The 17,290-nt window shown below is 43.3% G+C and carries 10 protein-coding genes; 4 read left to right on the forward strand and 6 right to left on the reverse strand.

Annotation, left to right across the window (positions count from 1 at the left end):
• Positions 1–210: 210 nt before the first annotated feature.
• Together MS_RS04740 and MS_RS04745 are read left to right on the forward strand one after the other, a co-directional pair.
• Entirely contained in the window at positions 211–2,160 is a 1,950-nt protein-coding gene (locus MS_RS04740; RefSeq protein ID WP_011200203.1) for a site-specific DNA-methyltransferase, read from the forward strand.
• A 76-nt stretch (positions 2,161–2,236) separates the two neighbouring features.
• Positions 2,237–5,137 (forward strand): type III restriction-modification system endonuclease, encoded by a 2,901-nt coding sequence (locus MS_RS04745; protein ID WP_041639703.1) that lies wholly within the window; start codon positions 2,237–2,239, stop codon positions 5,135–5,137.
• A 56-nt stretch (positions 5,138–5,193) separates the two neighbouring features.
• Here the strand turns inward: MS_RS04745 and MS_RS04750 are convergent, their stop codons facing one another.
• The 6 genes from MS_RS04750 to purE form a co-directional block, all read right to left on the reverse strand.
• Positions 5,194–5,874: a formate dehydrogenase subunit gamma gene (locus MS_RS04750; RefSeq protein ID WP_011200205.1), complete on the reverse strand. Its 681-nt coding sequence runs from the start codon at positions 5,872–5,874 to the stop codon at positions 5,194–5,196.
• Positions 5,874–6,812, reverse strand: coding sequence for a formate dehydrogenase subunit beta (gene fdxH / locus MS_RS04755; RefSeq protein WP_011200067.1), 939 nt, complete (start codon positions 6,810–6,812; stop codon positions 5,874–5,876). The genes MS_RS04750 and fdxH overlap by 1 nt, the downstream gene beginning before the upstream one ends.
• Complete coding sequence (gene fdnG / locus MS_RS04760; RefSeq protein WP_083754307.1) at positions 6,812–9,868, reverse strand: formate dehydrogenase-N subunit alpha; 3,057 nt, start codon at positions 9,866–9,868, stop codon at positions 6,812–6,814. The genes fdxH and fdnG overlap by 1 nt, the downstream gene beginning before the upstream one ends.
• Positions 9,869–10,167: 299 nt before the next feature.
• The gene (locus MS_RS04765) at positions 10,168–11,358 is read right to left on the reverse strand and encodes an amino acid aminotransferase (RefSeq protein ID WP_011200207.1); all 1,191 of its coding nucleotides are present in this window, start codon (positions 11,356–11,358) and stop codon (positions 10,168–10,170) included.
• A 145-nt stretch (positions 11,359–11,503) separates the two neighbouring features.
• Complete coding sequence (gene purK, locus MS_RS04770; RefSeq protein WP_011200208.1) at positions 11,504–12,592, reverse strand: 5-(carboxyamino)imidazole ribonucleotide synthase; 1,089 nt, start codon at positions 12,590–12,592, stop codon at positions 11,504–11,506.
• 63 nt (positions 12,593–12,655) lie between these two features.
• A complete protein-coding gene (gene purE / locus MS_RS04775; protein ID WP_011200209.1) occupies positions 12,656–13,153 on the reverse strand; it encodes a 5-(carboxyamino)imidazole ribonucleotide mutase in 498 nt (165 codons plus the stop codon).
• A gap of 303 nt (positions 13,154–13,456) precedes the next feature.
• Between purE and pepN the strand changes: the two genes are divergently transcribed.
• Complete coding sequence (pepN, locus tag MS_RS04780) at positions 13,457–16,066, forward strand: aminopeptidase N (RefSeq protein ID WP_011200210.1); 2,610 nt, start codon at positions 13,457–13,459, stop codon at positions 16,064–16,066.
• Between the two features lie 96 nt (positions 16,067–16,162).
• Positions 16,163–17,185, forward strand: coding sequence for a quinone-dependent dihydroorotate dehydrogenase (gene pyrD, locus MS_RS04785; RefSeq protein WP_011200211.1), 1,023 nt, complete (start codon positions 16,163–16,165; stop codon positions 17,183–17,185).
• Positions 17,186–17,290 lie beyond the last annotated feature (105 nt).

Consider the following 17,290-nt stretch of genomic DNA (forward strand, 5'->3'; position numbering starts at 1 on the left):
AAAGTGCGGTCAAAATTTTAAGATTTTTTACCGCACTTTTAGCTACTAACATATTGAAATGAATAAAATTTGTTTTAAAATAAAAAACTATTGACAACTTAAATTAAGGATAAAAGAATAGCCATGCCATGCCATGCCATGCCATGCCATGCCTAGTCTAGGCGATAATTGCAAGCAAAATGTAATTAAATTTTCACAAATGGTGATTTTATGATCACCGAAACCCTATTCAATGCGGAAAATATCACCGCTAATTCTCCCCAGCTTGAACAGTTAAAACAACTTTTCCCCAACTGCTTTGACACAAGCGGTCATTTTTTGCTGGAAAAATTCCAAGCGGAAATTGCACAGCATACCGACATCAGCCACGAGTTTTACTCAATGAACTGGCTGGGCAAATCTTATGCGAAATTACTGCGCAATCTTCCGCCCGAAACCCTGCTTGCCGAAGATGTAGAACACAATTCAAAAGAAGAAAATGCCCATAGCCAAAACGTGTTAATCCAAGGCGATAATTTGGAAGTCTTGAAGCATTTGAAAAATGCTTATCGCAATAGCGTTAAAATGATCTATATCGATCCACCGTATAACACCGGTTCGGACGGTTTTGTGTATCAAGACGACCGCAAATTTACCCCCGAACAACTGGCAACGCTCGCCAATATCACGCCAGACGAAGCCGAACGCATTTTGAATTTCACCGATAAAGGCAGTAATTCCCACAGCGCGTGGCTGACTTTTATGTATCCGCGTTTGTATGTGGCGCGAGAGCTGTTAAAAGAAGACGGCGTGATTTTTATCAGCATTGATGATAATGAAGTGGCACAGTTGAAGTTGTTGTGTGATGAAGTGTTTGGGGAGGGGAATTTTGTTGCTAAATTACCGACTATTATGAATTTAAAGGGAAATAATGATGAGTTTGGTTTTGCAGGAACACATGAATTCACATTAGTTTATATAAAAAATAAAAATTCAGTTGAAGATTTGAATGGAATTCCACTAGAAAATGAAGATCTGGCAGAGTATTCAAAAGAAGATGAAATAGGTAAATACAAACAAGGTGCAACGTTGATGAGAACTGGTGAAGCTGGCTCAAGGAATGCTAGACCAAAAGGTTACTATCCTATTTATGTAAATACTGAATTAACAAGAATGTCATTAGAACGACAAAAAGAAGATGATTTTGAAGTTTATCCCAAAACAACAAAAGGGAAAGATATGTCATGGCGAAGATCTCCCGAAACATTATCAAAAACATTTTCAGAATTTATTATTAAAAAGACTAGTTCAGGTATTTCATTTTATAAAAAACAACGGTTAGAGGAAGACCTTGAAAAAGGAAAAAAACCTAAATCATTATTTTATAAACCACAATATAGTAGTGGAAATGGGACTACTCTTTTGGAAAGTTTGTTTGGTAAGAGAATATTTAATAACCCTAAACCAATAGAATTGTTGAAAGATTTTATTTCTATTGGTATGGGGAAAAATGATTTGATACTGGATTTTTTTGCTGGTAGTGGTTCAACCGCTCACGCCGTGATGCAACTCAACGCCGAAGACGGCGGCAACCGCCAATTTATTTTGGTGCAACTGCCCGAACAAACCGACACAAAATCCGAAGCCTATAAAGCCGGTTACAAAACGATTTTTGATATTACCAAAGCCCGCATTGAAAAAAGTGCGGTCAAAATCCGTGAAGATTTTCCTGATGCAAGCGGTGCCAAAAGTATAGACAGCGGTTTCAAAATTTACCAAACCACCGACAATTTCAATGCCGTTGCAGAGGATGAATTTAATCCAAACCAAGCACAATTGCCAAATTTAACCAGTTTGACCGAAAGCCAAATCCAAACCTTGCTCACCACTTGGCGTGTGTATGACGGTGCAAAACTTACCGAAATTGTGCAAGCGGTCGATTTGGGCGGATATATTGCATATTTGTGCGACAAACGCCTGTATTTGCTCCATGAACATTTTAACAGCCAACATCTGCTTACCTTTATTCAAAAGCTGGATAACGACACGGCATTTAATCCGAATCGTGTAATTGTGTTCGGTAATCATATAGAAAGTGCGATGCAGCAAGAGTTGAATCAAGCATTGGCAAGTTATAGCAACCGCAAAAACATCAGTTTGAGTTTGATTGTGCGCGCGTAGGGTGGGCATTCTTGCCCACCAAAAAATAATAACCATTGTAAACGGTGGGCAGGAATGCCCACCCTACAGGAAAATTATGTCTGGTTTTAATTACGAAAAAAATCTACCTCATCAGGAACAAGGTATTCAAGCGGTTTTGGGCGTGTTTGACCATGCTTCCCGCCGATTTCATCAGCCCGATGAAAATCCGCAAATTGTGTTTGGGCAAAATCAATACACTGCCAATCTGCAAAAAGTACAAAATGAAAACGGTATTGACCGCACTTTGAGTTTGAATTCGGATGGTATCAATGTGCTGGATATTTCGATGGAAACCGGCACGGGTAAAACCTACACCTACACCAAAACGATGTTTGATTTGCACCGAATGCTGGGCGTGTTCAAATTTATTGTGGTGGTTCCCACGCTTTCGATTAAAGCGGGTACGCAACAGTTTTTGCAAAGCCAATCGTTGGCGGAACATTTTGAACAGGATTTTGGCAGCGATTATCAAGGCGTTCGCCTGAAAACCTATGTAGTGGAAAGCCAAAAAGCAACTAAGGGCAAGAAAACGCATATTCAGACGGCCATCGATGCTTTTGTGAAAGCGGAAAATCGGCAGGAAATTCACGTTTTGCTAATTAACGCTGGGATGATTAACTCGCCATCGATGAGCAATGCGGGCGATGTCGCATTGAAAGATCTGTTTGATAACCCTGTGGAAGCCATTGCGGCGGTGCGTCCGTTTGTGATTGTTGATGAACCGCATAAGTTCCCGACTCGTGAAAGTGCCAAAACGTGGAAGAATATCAAACAGTTAAATCCGCAATATATTTTGCGCTATGGTGCGACCTTTAATGAGCAATATTACAACTTGATTTACCGCTTAACGGCGGTAGATGCCTTTAATGATGGTTTGGTTAAAGGCGTACGTGTGTTTCAGGAAGAAATGCAGGGCGGAATGGAGGCAAGCATCAAGCTGCTTTCGTTAGACGGCAAAGAAGCGGTGTTTGAACTGACTGAAAATGGCAAAAGCAAAAAATTTGCACTCAGCAAGGGTGATGATTTGGCACAAATTCATTCGGCAATTTTTGAGTTAAAAATTGATGCGTTGAATAAAACCACGCTGGTGTTAAGCAATGGCTTGGAGCTGAAACGTGGTGCATTATTAAATCCCTATTCTTACGCTCAAACCATGCAAGATGCGATGATGCAACGTGCGATTGCAGAGCATTTTAAGTTGGAACGTGAATTGTTGGTAGAACGTACTACCAAAATCAAACCGCTAACATTGTTTTTTATTGATGATATTAAGGGGTATCGTAGTGGCAATGAAATTAGCGGCAGTCTGAAAGAAAAATTTGAAAGCTGGGTAAAAGCGGAAGCAGAACGCCGTCTGAAAAACGAAACAAACGAATTTTATCGCGCCTATCTGCAACAAACACTGGCGGATTTGTCATTGGTGCACGGCGGTTATTTTTCTAAAGATAACAGCGAAAGTGATGACAAAATCGAGCAGGAAATCAACGAGATTTTGCACGATAAACAGGCGTTGCTGTCGCTGGATAATCCCCGCCGTTTTATTTTCTCCAAATGGACGTTGCGAGAAGGCTGGGATAATCCGAATGTATTTCAGATTTGCAAATTGCGCTCAAGCGGTAGCCAAACGTCTAAGCTGCAAGAAGTGGGACGTGGTTTACGCTTGCCTGTGAATGAGTTAATGGAGCGTGTGCGTGAACCGCAATACAAACTCAATTATTTTGTGGACAGCAGCGAAAAGGATTTTGTGGCGGAGCTGATTGGTGAGGTAAATCAACATTCATTTAGCGAAACCATTCCGCAGAAATTTGATGAAGCGCTTGAACAGAAAATTTTGCAAAAATATCCTGAAATTGAACCGCTTGATTTGATGTTTGAATTGGTAGAAAAAGGCATTATTGACCGCAAAAAGGTCTTTACCGAAAACGGTTATACCCGTTTGAAAGTTGCTTATCCGCAAGCCTTTGAGCAAACGCTGAAAAAAGACAAAATCGGTAAAGCAGGAGAAGGCAAAGACACCATCAAAATGCGGGTAGGCAAATATGAAGAACTCAAAGCTTTGTGGGAATTGATTCATCATAAAGCGATTCTGCAATACAAGATTGGTTCGGAAAATGAATTTTTAGCATTATTTACTGCTTATTTGCGTGAAAATCTCACTAAATTCAAACAGGCTGGGATTCGCACGGCGATAAATGAAACGTATATCAATAATGGCATTATGCTGAACCGCCGTAAAGAGAATCTTGAAAATGATGATTTTATCCGTTTTAACACAATGAGTTATCGTGAATTCCTCAGCGAGCTTGCCGTGAGTGCCAAAATTCAGATGAATACATTGCACCAAGCGTTTTATGCTTTGCGGGATGAGCTGAATATCAGCGAGTTTATGAATCAACAGACGATTAACCAAATTCGTGGTGGATTTAATCAATTCTTGTTGAATCATTCATTCAGTAAATTTGAATTGGGCTATCAGTTGGTCAATAACCGCATTCATCCGACTAAATTTACCGATGAAAAAGGTTGTGCCAAAGAGGTTAATAGGGCGGATTTGGGCATATTTGGCGATACGGAGAAAAGACCGTCTGAAAATTATCTATTTGATGAAATTTTCTTTGATTCGGAAATTGAGCATCAGAACATTGCGGATAATGAGATTGAGAATGTAACGGTGTTTACCAAAATTCCGAAAAATTCGATAAAGATCCCTGTTGCCGGCGGTGGCACTTATTCGCCTGATTTTGCCTATATTGTGAAAACCAAAACAGGAGAAACGCTGAATTTTGTGATTGAAGCCAAAGGCGTAGAAAGCTCGGATATTTTGCGTAAAAGTGAAGAGCGGAAAATCAAACATGCGGAAAAGCTATTCACGAAAATTGCCGAAAAGGTACAAGTGAAGTTTTTAACGCAGTTTGAAGGGGATATGGTGGCGGAGTTAATTAGGCGGAATATATAAAAAGTGCGGTAAAAATTTTAAGATTTTTTACCGCACTTTTGTCCGTAAGTTGATAGCTATTTAGAGGCTTTATCTTTCTCTAACATATAACGCTCGATTTCCGGTTTGATTTCATGATTGAACCATTTCGGGTGGTGTTTTTTCGCCCAGCGTACGGTAACCCAGCCTTCAATCATGGCGCGGATTGAGCCTTTCACCCAAAACGCCATGTAGATGTGCACCAGAATGCCGGTGAACAGCGCGAAGGCGCTGGCGGAGTGCAATAAAATCGCAATGCGCAGCGTTGTTACCGAAAAGTAGCCGGAGAAGTAGCGCCGCCACATGATAATGCCGGTTACCAACAATGTGATCATGGCAAGATTCAACGTCCAGAACAGCATTTTCTGACCGAGGTTGTATTTGCCGTTGTATGCCACACCATGTTCGTTACCTTTCAATACTTCCACGATGCCTTTCAACCAGCGGATGTCGTTCCGTTCCGGAATATTATGGCTTGCATAAATAAAGGCAAGAATAATAAACGCGATGAACATGATGATACCCGTAATCGGGTGAATGGCGCGCGCCAGTTGCGGCGTCCCCAAAATTTCATGTAACCAGGCGAAATCCGGGAAGAAAAACGCCACCCCGGTGAACATGGTCATAAAGAAGGCAATCACTAAAAACCAATGACTCACACGAGCGGGGTATTTATGGCGAACGATTTTGGTATCGTTCGTAAATTCGACTTTACTCATTATTTGCCACCTTTGTTATGATGTGATTGTTCTTCTTCCGCATCTTCCCGTTCGAAGTGGGCGCTGTGATCTTCCACATCTTCTTCATTATTCGGACCGACCCCTACATAATGGGCGATTTCGGCTAATGCCAGGCCACCCATCGCGACTGCCGCCACCGGTTTTAAGATGTCTTTCCAAAGTTTGACGGTAACGTCGATTTCCGGATCTTTCGGTAAGCCGGCATAGAGCTCCGGTCTGTCCGCGTGGTGCAACACGTACATCACATGAGTACCGCCTACGCCTTCGGGATTATAGATGCCGGCATTGTCATAGCCGCGGGATTTCAAATCCGCCACCCGGGTTTCCGCATAGTGCAGCATTTCCTCTTTGGAGCCGAAATGAATGGCGCCGGTCGGGCAGGTTTTTACGCAGGCGGGCTCTTGACCCACATTGACGCGATCCACACAGAGGGTACATTTGTATACGCGGTTGTCTTCATTACTCATTTTCGGCACATTAAACGGACAGCCGGCGATACAATAACCGCAACCGATACATTTTTCCGATTGGAAATCCACAATCCCGTTGGCGTATTGGATAATGGCGCCCGGTGCCGGACAGGCTTTTAAGCAGCCCGGTTCGGCGCAGTGCATACAGCCGTCTTTGCGGATCAGCCATTCCAGCCGGTCGTTTTCCTCCACTTCGCTGAACTTCATTACCGTCCATTGTTGGGCGTTCATGTCGCGGGGATTGTCGTAAACCCCAACGCATTGTTCCTGCGGAGCGCGGATATCGTTCCATTCGGAACAGGCGACCTGACAGGCTTTACAACCGATACAGGTGGTGACATCGATAAGTTTAGCGACTTCCACCACGTCTTTGCGGACTTGCGGCGGCGGCGTGACGCCGGAAGTGGCGGAGCGCTTGATAATGTTTTGTTCTTGTACTGCGGACATTACAGGGCCTCCGTGGTTTTTTCGATGTTAACAAGGAATGCCTTGTATTCTGGGGTAAGTGAGTTAACTTCGCCTACCGGTGGTGTCAGTGTATTTGTCACAAAGGTTTTCTTGCCTACGCCGGAAAAACCCCAGTGAATAGGGAAGCCGATGGTATGCACGGTTTGCCCGTTTACCGTTAACGGCTTAATCCGTTTGGTGACTACCGCTTTCATCTTGATGTAACCGCGTTTAGAATGCACTTTCACCACATCACCCTGTTTAATGCCTTTCTCTTGCGCCAGTTCTTCGCTGATTTCGGCAAATGCCTCGGGTTGGGTAATCATGCTTAGTTGCACTTGTGCCGTCCAGGCATGGAAATGTTCCGTCAAACTATAAGTAGTACCTACATAAGGGAATTCGTTTGATGTACCGAAATTAGGTTTATCATTTTCCATTACACGCGCCACCGGGCTGGAAATCACATTCGGGTGCAACGGATTGGTGCCGATTGGTGTTTCCATCGGCTCATAGTGTTCCGGGAACGGGCCGTCGGCCAGGCGATTTAAACAGAATAAACCGCCTAATCCGTCATTTTGCATAATAAACGGCATTATCTCGGAATTTGGCGGTGCCGTGCCGAAGTCGGCTATATCAATATAATTCCAGTTTTTGCCGTTCCATTTCACCAATTGGCGTTTCGGATCCCATGGTTTACCGGTTAAATCCGCAGAGGCGCGGTTATAAACAATGCGGCGATTCGCCGGCCATGCAAACGCCCAACCCAAGGTATTACCTAAGCCGGACGGATCGCTGTTATCGCGGTTATCCATTTGGTTGCCTTTTTCCGTCCATTGCCCCGTATAAATCCAGGCGGAACAAGCGGTTGTGCCGTCATCACGTAATTGTCCGAAGTTAGACAATAATTCGCCTTTTTTCGCAATTAAATTGCCTGCGGTGTCATATAAATCGGCTAACGCATAACCGTTGTTTTGTTTGGCTAATTCCTCTGCTTTCGGCTCCAGCGGATTAACATAATCCCATGCGGTTGCTTTGAGCGGCTCTAAACCGCGTCCGCCTTCTTTTTCATACATTTCAAGTATGGCTTCGCGGATTTCCGCCAAAATATCTACGTCCGGTTTCGCTTCCGCCGGCGGTTCGGCTGCTTTATAGTGCCATTGCAACCAACGGCCGGAGTTGGCGATAGAACCGTCTTCTTCCGCGAAACAGACCGTCGGCAAGCGGAATACTTCGGTTTGAATCTCGGCAGGGTTTACATCATTATATTCGCCGTGATTTTGCCAGAAGTTACTGGTAGTGGTTTCGGTAGGGTCGAATACTACACAGTATTTCAGCTTGCTTAACGCACTGACCACTTTGTTTTTATTCGGCAACGAAGAAACCGGATTGAAGCCCTGGCACAGAAAACCGTTAATTTGCCCTTCGTTCATCATTTCGATCATTTTTAATTGATCATAAACCTGATCATATTTAGGCAAATAGTGGAAACCCCATTCGTTTTCGGCGGTCGCGTTATCGCCATAGAAAGATTTCAGCAAGCTCACCACGAATTTAGGCGTGTTTTGCAGGAAGTTAGTTTGGCCTTGTACTAAGGTTTTTGGCGTAACACGTTCCAAATATTTTTCAAGACTAACATCTTTTTCATTTGGTAACTGCAAATAACCGGGTAAACCCACCGGGGTCAAGCCCATGTCACTGGCACCCTGCACGTTCGAGTGTCCGCGCAAGGCATTTACGCCGCCGCCCGCCATACCGATGTTACCTAAAAGTAACTGGATCATCGCCATGGCACGGATATTTTGCGCACCTACGGTATGTTGTGTCCAACCTAGAGCATATAGGAAGGTGGCGGTTTTATTAGGTGAGGCGGTTTCGGCGAGGGTTTCGCAGAATTGATTAAACGTCGCCTGTTTTACGCCGGTGATATTTTCAACGGTTTCCGCCGTATAGCGTTCGACGTGTTTTTTTAACAAATTCAGCACGCAATGCGGATGTTGCATGGTTAAATCACGCAACGGCTGGCCGCTTTCATCCGTTGCATATGCCCAGGAAGTGCGGTCGTATTGCGCGGTACTTTCATCAAATCCGGAAAATAATCCGTCGTTAAACTCGAAATCATCAGCTACGATCAACGCCGCGTTGGTGTAATGTTTTACATATTCGTGTTGAATAGCGTCATGTTCGAGTAAATAACGGATAACCCCCAGCAGGAAGGCAATATCCGAGCCGGCACGAATTTGGGCAAAGAAATCCGAAACCGCGGCGGTACGATTAAAGCGCGGATCGACAACCATCAGTTTCGCTCCGTTTTTCTTGGCCTCAATTACCCATTTAAAGCCGACCGGATGCGCTTCCGCAGTGTTGGCGCCCATCACGATTACCAGATTGGCATTTTTTATATCGACCCAATGATTAGTCATCGCACCGCGACCAAACGTCGCCGCCAGCGCAGGAACGGTAGGGCCGTGACAGGTCGCCGCCTGGTTATTAATTGTGACCATACCGAGCGAACGAGCCCAACGGTGGGTTAAAATACCGGTTTCGTTACTGGTGGCGGAAGAGCAGAACATCGTCGTGGTTAGCCAACGGTTAACCGTTGTATCCTGTGCATTTTTTTCTTCAAAATACGCATCACGATCTTCTTTCATTAATTTGGCAATGCGATGAATCGCATCCTCCCAGGATAAACGCACCCATTTGTCGGAACCCGGTGCGCGATATTCGGGATATTTGAGACGGTTCGGACTATTCACGAAATCGAGAACCCCCGCACCTTTAGGACAGAGTGAACCGCGGCTGACCGGATGGTCCGGATCACCCTCCACATGAAATAATTTACCTCGTGCATTTTTTGCACCATCACCAAGGCTGTACATCAACATACCACAGCCTACAGCACAATATGTGCAGTTGTTACGGGCTACTTTTGCATGAATAAGTTTATATTCACGCGGAGCTGCTAACGCTTGGGTCGGCATAAAGCCGAGCATTGCAGCAGACGAACTCGCCATACCACCTGCACAGATCTTAAAGAACTTACGTCTAGAGACCTGCATAATCACTCCTAATAAATGTGTCGCAAACACACAAATGTATCCAAATTGTAAACTTTATGTTAATTGCCATAAAGTAAAGCTATTATTCTTCTTTAAAGAGAAGAAAACATCCCTAATTTACGTTAAATAAAAATTATCTTGTATTTTATTGATCTAGATTAAAAAATTTATTGCTATTTAGGAATAAATCTTATTTGGAGACTTTAGAGAAGAGTTAAATAGGGGCGAATCCGGCACTAAAAAGTGCGGTCAAAAATTTCAAAATTTTAACCGCACTTTGAAAAATAAAATTTATAGAATTAAAGTACTTTTACAATGCTTTCGGCAAGGTAACGGATATTGGCTTCAGTGATTCCCGCCACATTGATTCTGCCGGAACGAACGGCGTAAATAGCGAATTCTTCTTTCAAACGGTCAACCTGTTCGGCGGTTAATCCGCTGAATGAGAACATTCCTTTTTGATCAATGATGTAGCTGAAATCTTCCTGTGCACCGAATTCTTTAAGTAATTCAACCAGTTGCTTACGCATTTGTTTGATGCGATCACGCATACTCGTTAATTCGTCTTCCCATTCTTTGCGCAGTTCCGGATTTGCCAATACGGTTGCAACGGTACGGGCGCCATGAGCGGACGGGTTAGAATACAGCGTACGGATAATTGATTTTATCTGTGTTAAAGCTACCGCCGCCACATCCGCATTATCCGCAACTAATGTAAAGGCACCGACACGTTCGCTGTATAAACCGAAATTTTTAGAGAACGAGCTGGCAACTAATAATTCGCGATGGGTTTCTGCGAAAGTACGTAAACCGACGGCATCTTCTTCCAAACCGTTTGCCAGACCTTGGTAAGCAAAGTCGAATAGCGGCAACCAGCCGTTTTTCGCTGACATCTCGGCTAATGCTTTCCATTGTTCCGGTGTCGGGTCAATACCGGTCGGGTTGTGACAGCAGCCGTGCAATAACACCACATCCCCCGGGTTGGCATTGTTTAAATCAGCCAGTAAATTATCCCAGTCTAAGGCTTTAGTTTCAGGGTTGTACCAACGATATTCGCGAATAGTTACGCCGACGGCATTAAAAATCGCATTATGATTCGGCCAGGTCGGTTTGCTGATCCATACGTTTTGTGCTTTAGTTTGGCGACGCACAAATTCTGCGGCAATACGCAATGCGCCGGTTCCGCCTAAGGTTTGCACCGTGCAGGCTCGGTTTGATGCGATAATTTCCGAATCTTTACCGAATAACAATTCTTTTGCATAAGCGTTATATTCCGCAACACCCTCTATAGGCAGGTAGTTTTTATCTTTTTCGTTTTCAAATAACTGGCCTTCCGCTTTTTTTACTGCAGTCATAATAGGCGTTACACCGTCCGCATCTTTATAAACGCCAATACCTAAATTGATTTTATTTTCTCTGGTTTCCGCTTTGAAGGCTTCACCTAAACCTAAAATCGGGTCGGCAGGTGCCGGAGTGATATTTTTAAACATAGGGCTTTCCTTAGAAATGTTGTGCTTTGATATGAGTTTTTCTTTTATACTCACAAGGATTGTAATTTGCAAGCCTTGTTTTAAAAAATTTTATGTTTAAGTCAATTTTTTAGACAATATATTAAAAAATCGTTCAAAAATTGAATTATTTTAATTTATTTATTGCCCAATTTAAACCGGATTGATAATCGTTCGGCAGTTCGCCGGCTAATTTTTCAAGCTGTGTGATAATCACGTTTTTATCCGGATGAGAAATATTGATATGACCGACTTTCCGCCCTGTGCGAACTTCCTTGCCGTACCAGTGGAGCTGGCTGAACGGCGTATCAAGCCATAATTTATTATGATCCGTACCGATTAAATTAACCATTACACTTGGGGCAAAGGTGGTTAATTTGGGCGTAGGCAAATCTAACAGTGCGCGTAAATGTAATTCAAACTGGCTTACGGAGCAACCCAGTTGGGTCCAGTGACCGCTGTTATGAACACGGGGCGCCAGTTCATTAATCAACAGTTTGTCGCCCACCACAAAACATTCCATAGCCATAACGCCTACATAATCCAGTTTTGCCATTATTTTGCTTAACATGGCTTCCGCCTGAACCTGTTGCCGAGCTTGTTGAGGGAATGTTTCATCAGTTACACTGTAACGCAAGATGCCGTCTTGTTGAAGATTATGGGTTACGGGATAAAAACGGGTGTCGCCGTTTCTGAAACGGGCGCCGACCAGAGAAATTTCATAATCGAAGGGAATGAATTTTTCGGCAATAACCTCATTGAGCAACTCATCAGTGATTAGCGTTTTATTTTCTTCCGTAATAATCCATTGACCGCGCCCGTCATAACCGCCCATACGGCGTTTAACCACCACTTTTTCACCTACGTTTGTGAAAATATCCGCCCATTGTTGGTGGTTTTCGACCAAACACCATGGTGAGGTCGGTAATGCCAGTTCGTCCAGTAAAGATTTTTGGGTTAAACGATCCGCAGTTTTAACAAATACGTTTTTATTCACAAATTTATGATGATTGCCCAGCATGGTTGTAAGCGGGGTTTCTTCCCAGCGCTCAATTTCAGCGGTGATAATGCTGTCTTTCGGTAAATCGAAAACGGACGCATTAAACGCAAGCGGTTGAACGTTAATATCTAAAGGAGCGCCGGCATAGCGAAGCATACGTCCTAATTGACCGTTTCCAAGTACGTAAACGGTCGGATATAAAGCACTTTTTTGCATGATAAAAAACCTAAAAAAATGACCGCACTTTTCCGTCTTTGAAAAAGTGCGGTCAAAAAAGCATTAATTTCGTGGATCCGGATTGTTTAACACCGCATTGGTTTGCTGTTCGCGGAATTTTTGCAGACGAGCGGACAATTCACTGTCCCATGCGGCTAAAATCTGCGCCGCAAGTAAGCCTGCATTGGCAGCGCCGGCAGGACCGATAGCTAATGTCCCTACGGGAATCCCTTTCGGCATTTGCACGATAGAATAGAGACTGTCAACACCGCTTAACATTGAGCTTTTAACCGGCACGCCTAAAACAGGTACTAAGGTTTTAGCCGCAATCATGCCCGGTAAATGGGCGGCGCCGCCTGCACCGGCAATAATCACTTTATATCCTTTAGCTTGCGCATTTTCGGCAAAGCTGAAAAGTTTATCCGGCGTGCGATGTGCGGAAACAATTTCAACATGATAAGGCACATTGAGTTGATCAAGCATACCAGTCGCTTCCTGCATGGTCGACCAATCGCTTTTCGAACCCATAACAATTGCAATTTGAGCATGAGTATTTGACATAAATCAGGATTTCCATATAAAAAACAGAGAATAATAACGGCGCTAGAATAGCATATCGCACCCATTTCAGGCAAACGTTTGCGATAGGTTTTTGCTGAAAATAATTAACAGATTGAACTGCTGAACTTCAGCACAAAAAATCGAAAAAACCTTTGCAAGTTCGGTCGGAAAATTATACCCTAACTAGCGCTTGTGAACCTTTCAAAAATATTTGCGTTGTCGCTACAAATCACCTCGTCCGCAAATATTTTTGAAACGTCCATAAGCCCTACATTTTAGCTCAAAATAAATGGATATAATTTTATGCACGCTAAAGCAAAATATAGAAAAGATTACAAAAAACCTGACTTTACGGTCACAGATATTCATCTGGACTTTCAATTAGATCCTCAAAAAACCGTCGTTACCGCCCATAGCCAATATCAACGCTTAAATCCGGCTGCGACGGTATTACGTCTGGACGGACATAGTTTCCAATTTGCTTCGATTAAGGTTAACGGTAAAGATTTTGCCACCTATCAGCAGGACGGCGAGAGCTTAACCCTTGATTTGAGCGACATTGATGCCGAACGCTTTGAACTTGAAGTAATCACTCGTTTAGTGCCGGCAAAAAATACTTCATTGCAAGGTCTGTATCAATCCGGCGAAGGAATTTGTACCCAATGTGAAGCGGAGGGGTTCCGACAAATTACTTATATGCTGGATCGTCCCGACGTATTGGCGCGCTATACCACAAAAATTACGGCGGATAAAAGCAAGTATCCTTATCTTTTATCAAACGGTAATCGCATTGCAGGCGGGGATTTGGAAGACGGTCGTCATTGGGTTGAATGGAATGACCCGTTCCCGAAACCAAGTTATCTGTTTGCGTTGGTTGCAGGGGATTTTGATTTATTGGAAGACAGTTTTACAACCAAAAGCGGTAGAGAAGTAAAACTGGAACTTTTTGTTGACCGAGGTAATCTTAACCGGGCATCCTGGGCTATGGAAAGCCTGAAAAAAGCCATGAAATGGGATGAAGAACGCTTTGATTTAGAATACGATCTTGATATTTACATGATTGTCGCCGTTGATTTCTTCAATATGGGCGCAATGGAAAATAAAGGTCTGAACGTTTTCAATAGCAAATATGTGTTAGCCAACCCGGAAACCGCGACGGATGAAGATTATCTGAATATCGAATCGGTGATCGGACATGAATATTTTCATAACTGGACCGGTAACAGAGTGACTTGTCGGGATTGGTTTCAGTTAAGTTTGAAAGAAGGTTTGACCGTTTTCCGTGATCAGGAATTTTCATCGGATGTGGGATCGCGGGCAGTCAACCGGATTAAAAACGTGAAATTTTTGCGTACCGCTCAATTTGCCGAAGATGCAAGCCCGATGTCGCACCCGATTCGTCCTGAAAAAGTATTGGAAATGAATAATTTCTATACGATGACCGTATATGAAAAAGGTGCGGAAGTGATCCGAATGATGCACACGCTGCTGGGCGAAAAAAAATTCCAGCAGGGGATGAAGCTTTACATTGCGGAAAATGACGGCAAAGCGGCGACTTGTGAGGATTTTGTTGCGGCGATGGAACAGGCTTCGGGTGTCGATTTAACTCAATTCCGCCGTTGGTACAGCCAATCGGGTACACCGGAATTGACGGTAACCGACAGCTATGACGAGAAAAAACGCAGCTATAAACTTTATGTCTCGCAAATGACGGCGCCGACTGCGGATCAAATGGATAAAGTTAATTTACATATTCCGCTAAAAATTGCTTTATATGATATGAACGGCATGCCTTTTAGTCTTATTAAAGACGATGAAGCGGTTAACGATGTACTAGATATTCTGCTGGAAGATCAAGTCTTCGAATTCCATAATATTACAAGCAAGCCGGTACCTGCATTATTATGTGATTTTTCCGCTCCGGTAAAACTGGATTATGATTACAGTACTGCGCAGTTGATCGCTTTATTAAAATTCGCCCATAACGAATTTGTCCGTTGGGATGCGATGCAAATGCTATTCGCACAAGAGTTACGTCGTAACTTATCTGCTTATCAACAAGGCGAACAATTAACTTTTTCTGCGGAAATTTTAAGCGCGTTGCAACAGGTTTTAGAAAATTATCAAAGCAATGTGGAATTAACCACCTTAATTCTGACTTTACCGAAAGAAACCGAATTTGCGGAATTATTTAAAACCATTGACCCTGAAGGTATTGCCGTCGTATGTGATTTTATGCAGCACGCCATTGCGGAGGGATTACAGGATTTATGGTTGAAAACCTATCATCAGATTAACTTGGAAGAATATTGCATCGATATGCGAGATATTGCATTGCGCGGCTTGCGAAATCTTTGTTTACAATATTTAGCTTTTACGGATTACGGTAACGCATTGGTCAATAAACATTATCTTTATGCCGATAACATGACGGATAAGCTGGCGGCATTAGCGGCGGCGACCAAAGCGCAATTAACCTGCCGCGATAAAGTGATGAAAGATTTCGAAGAAAAATGGCAACATGACGGATTAGTGATGGATAAATGGTTTAATCTGCAAGCCACACGTCCGGACGGTAACGTATTAACGTTGGTTAAGCAATTAATGGATCATCCGAGTTTCAATTTCAATAATCCGAATCGTTTACGTGCTTTAGTCGGTAGTTTTGAAAGCCAAAATCTGCGGGCATTTCATGCGGTGGACGGTTCCGGTTATCGTTTCTTAACGGATGTATTACTGCGCTTAAATGAAAGCAATCCGCAGGTTGCAGCCCGTTTGGTTGAACCGCTTATTCGTTTTTCTCGTTACGACAGCCAGCGCCAGACATTAATGAAGCGCGCCTTAGAGCGTTTACGTGAAGTGGAAAATCTGTCTAACGACTTATTTGAAAAGATCGAAAAAGCGCTTCAATAATCCGGCAAAAGTGCGGTAGAATCTACCGCACTTTTTGTTTAATTAACAATTCCATAAACCTTTACATTTATTAAATCAATCCGGCGAGATGAAAATATGTTATATCCCTTAATCCGTAAAGGCATTTTTGCTTTAGAACCTGAAAACGCCCATGATCTTGCTATTAAAATGCTGCATTTAGCGGGCAACCCCATCCTCAATAAATTGTTGAAAGCGCTGCTTGCCTGCCCGTCGGGCAATGAAAAAACGGTAATGGGAATCAAATTTAAAAATCCTATTGGGTTAGCAGCCGGGGCTGATAAAAACGGTGATGCCATTGACGGTTTCGGTGCCATGGGATTTGGTTTTATCGAAGTGGGAACGGTAACGCCGCTTGCTCAGGACGGCAATGCGAAGCCGCGTCAATTTCGTATCGTAGAAGCGGAGGGCATTGTTAACCGTAACGGCTTTAATAACTACGGCGTGGATTATTTAGTTGAAAACGTTAAAAAAGCAAAATTTGACGGCGTAATCGGCATTAATATAGGTAAAAATAAAGTTACCCCTGTGGAACGCGGCAAAGACGATTATATTTTTTGCCTGAATAAAGCTTACAATTATGCCGGTTATATTACCGTAAATATTTCTTCGCCGAATACGCCGGGTTTGCGCCAATTGCAGTACGGCGATGCGTTGGATGATCTGCTGAAATCCATAAAAGAACGCCAGGCTTATTTAGCGCAGGTTTATAATAAATATGTGCCTATTGCGGTGAAAATCGCACCGGATCAAACGGAAGAAGAATTGGTGCAAATCGCAGATACGTTACGTCGTCACAAGATGGACGGTGTGATAGCAACTAATACCACTATTTCCCGCGATACGGTGGCGGGCATGAAGAACGCCGATCAAACCGGCGGTTTAAGCGGCAAACCGTTGCAGCATAAAAGCACGGAAATTATCCGCCGATTACAGCAAGAATTAAAAGGTGAGATTCCGATTATTGGTAGCGGCGGTATTGACGGCGTACAAAACGCACAGGAAAAAATTGTCGCCGGCGCGGAATTATTACAGGTTTATTCGGGGTTGATTTATCATGGACCCGGATTAGTAAAAGCCTTGGTTGAGGCGATTCGATAATATGTTTTTTAAAGCAAAAGTGCGGTAAAAAATACCGCACTTTTGTATTCCGGTGAAGTATTTTTTATCTGCCGCTTTTCGGCGGATTAAGTATAACCGTTTAGG

The organism is [Mannheimia] succiniciproducens MBEL55E (assembly GCF_000007745.1).
GTDB classification, from domain to species: Bacteria; Pseudomonadota; Gammaproteobacteria; order Enterobacterales; family Pasteurellaceae; genus Basfia; species Basfia succiniciproducens.

Bases quoted from the DNA above. Each gene is read 5' to 3' on its own strand.
- pepN (WP_011200210.1), top strand. From the start codon at position 13,457: ATGCACGCTAAAGCAAAATATAGAAAAGATTACAAAAAACCTGACTTT.
- pyrD (WP_011200211.1), top strand. From the start codon at position 16,163: ATGTTATATCCCTTAATCCGTAAAGGCATTTTTGCTTTAGAACCTGAA.
- MS_RS04750 (WP_011200205.1), bottom strand. From the start codon at position 5,874: ATGAGTAAAGTCGAATTTACGAACGATACCAAAATCGTTCGCCATAAA.
- MS_RS04745 (WP_041639703.1), top strand. From the start codon at position 2,237: ATGTCTGGTTTTAATTACGAAAAAAATCTACCTCATCAGGAACAAGGT.
- MS_RS04740 (WP_011200203.1), top strand. From the start codon at position 211: ATGATCACCGAAACCCTATTCAATGCGGAAAATATCACCGCTAATTCT.
- fdnG (WP_083754307.1), bottom strand. From the start codon at position 9,868: ATGCAGGTCTCTAGACGTAAGTTCTTTAAGATCTGTGCAGGTGGTATG.
- fdxH (WP_011200067.1), bottom strand. From the start codon at position 6,812: ATGTCCGCAGTACAAGAACAAAACATTATCAAGCGCTCCGCCACTTCC.
- purE (WP_011200209.1), bottom strand. From the start codon at position 13,153: ATGTCAAATACTCATGCTCAAATTGCAATTGTTATGGGTTCGAAAAGC.
- MS_RS04765 (WP_011200207.1), bottom strand. From the start codon at position 11,358: ATGTTTAAAAATATCACTCCGGCACCTGCCGACCCGATTTTAGGTTTA.
- purK (WP_011200208.1), bottom strand. From the start codon at position 12,592: ATGCAAAAAAGTGCTTTATATCCGACCGTTTACGTACTTGGAAACGGT.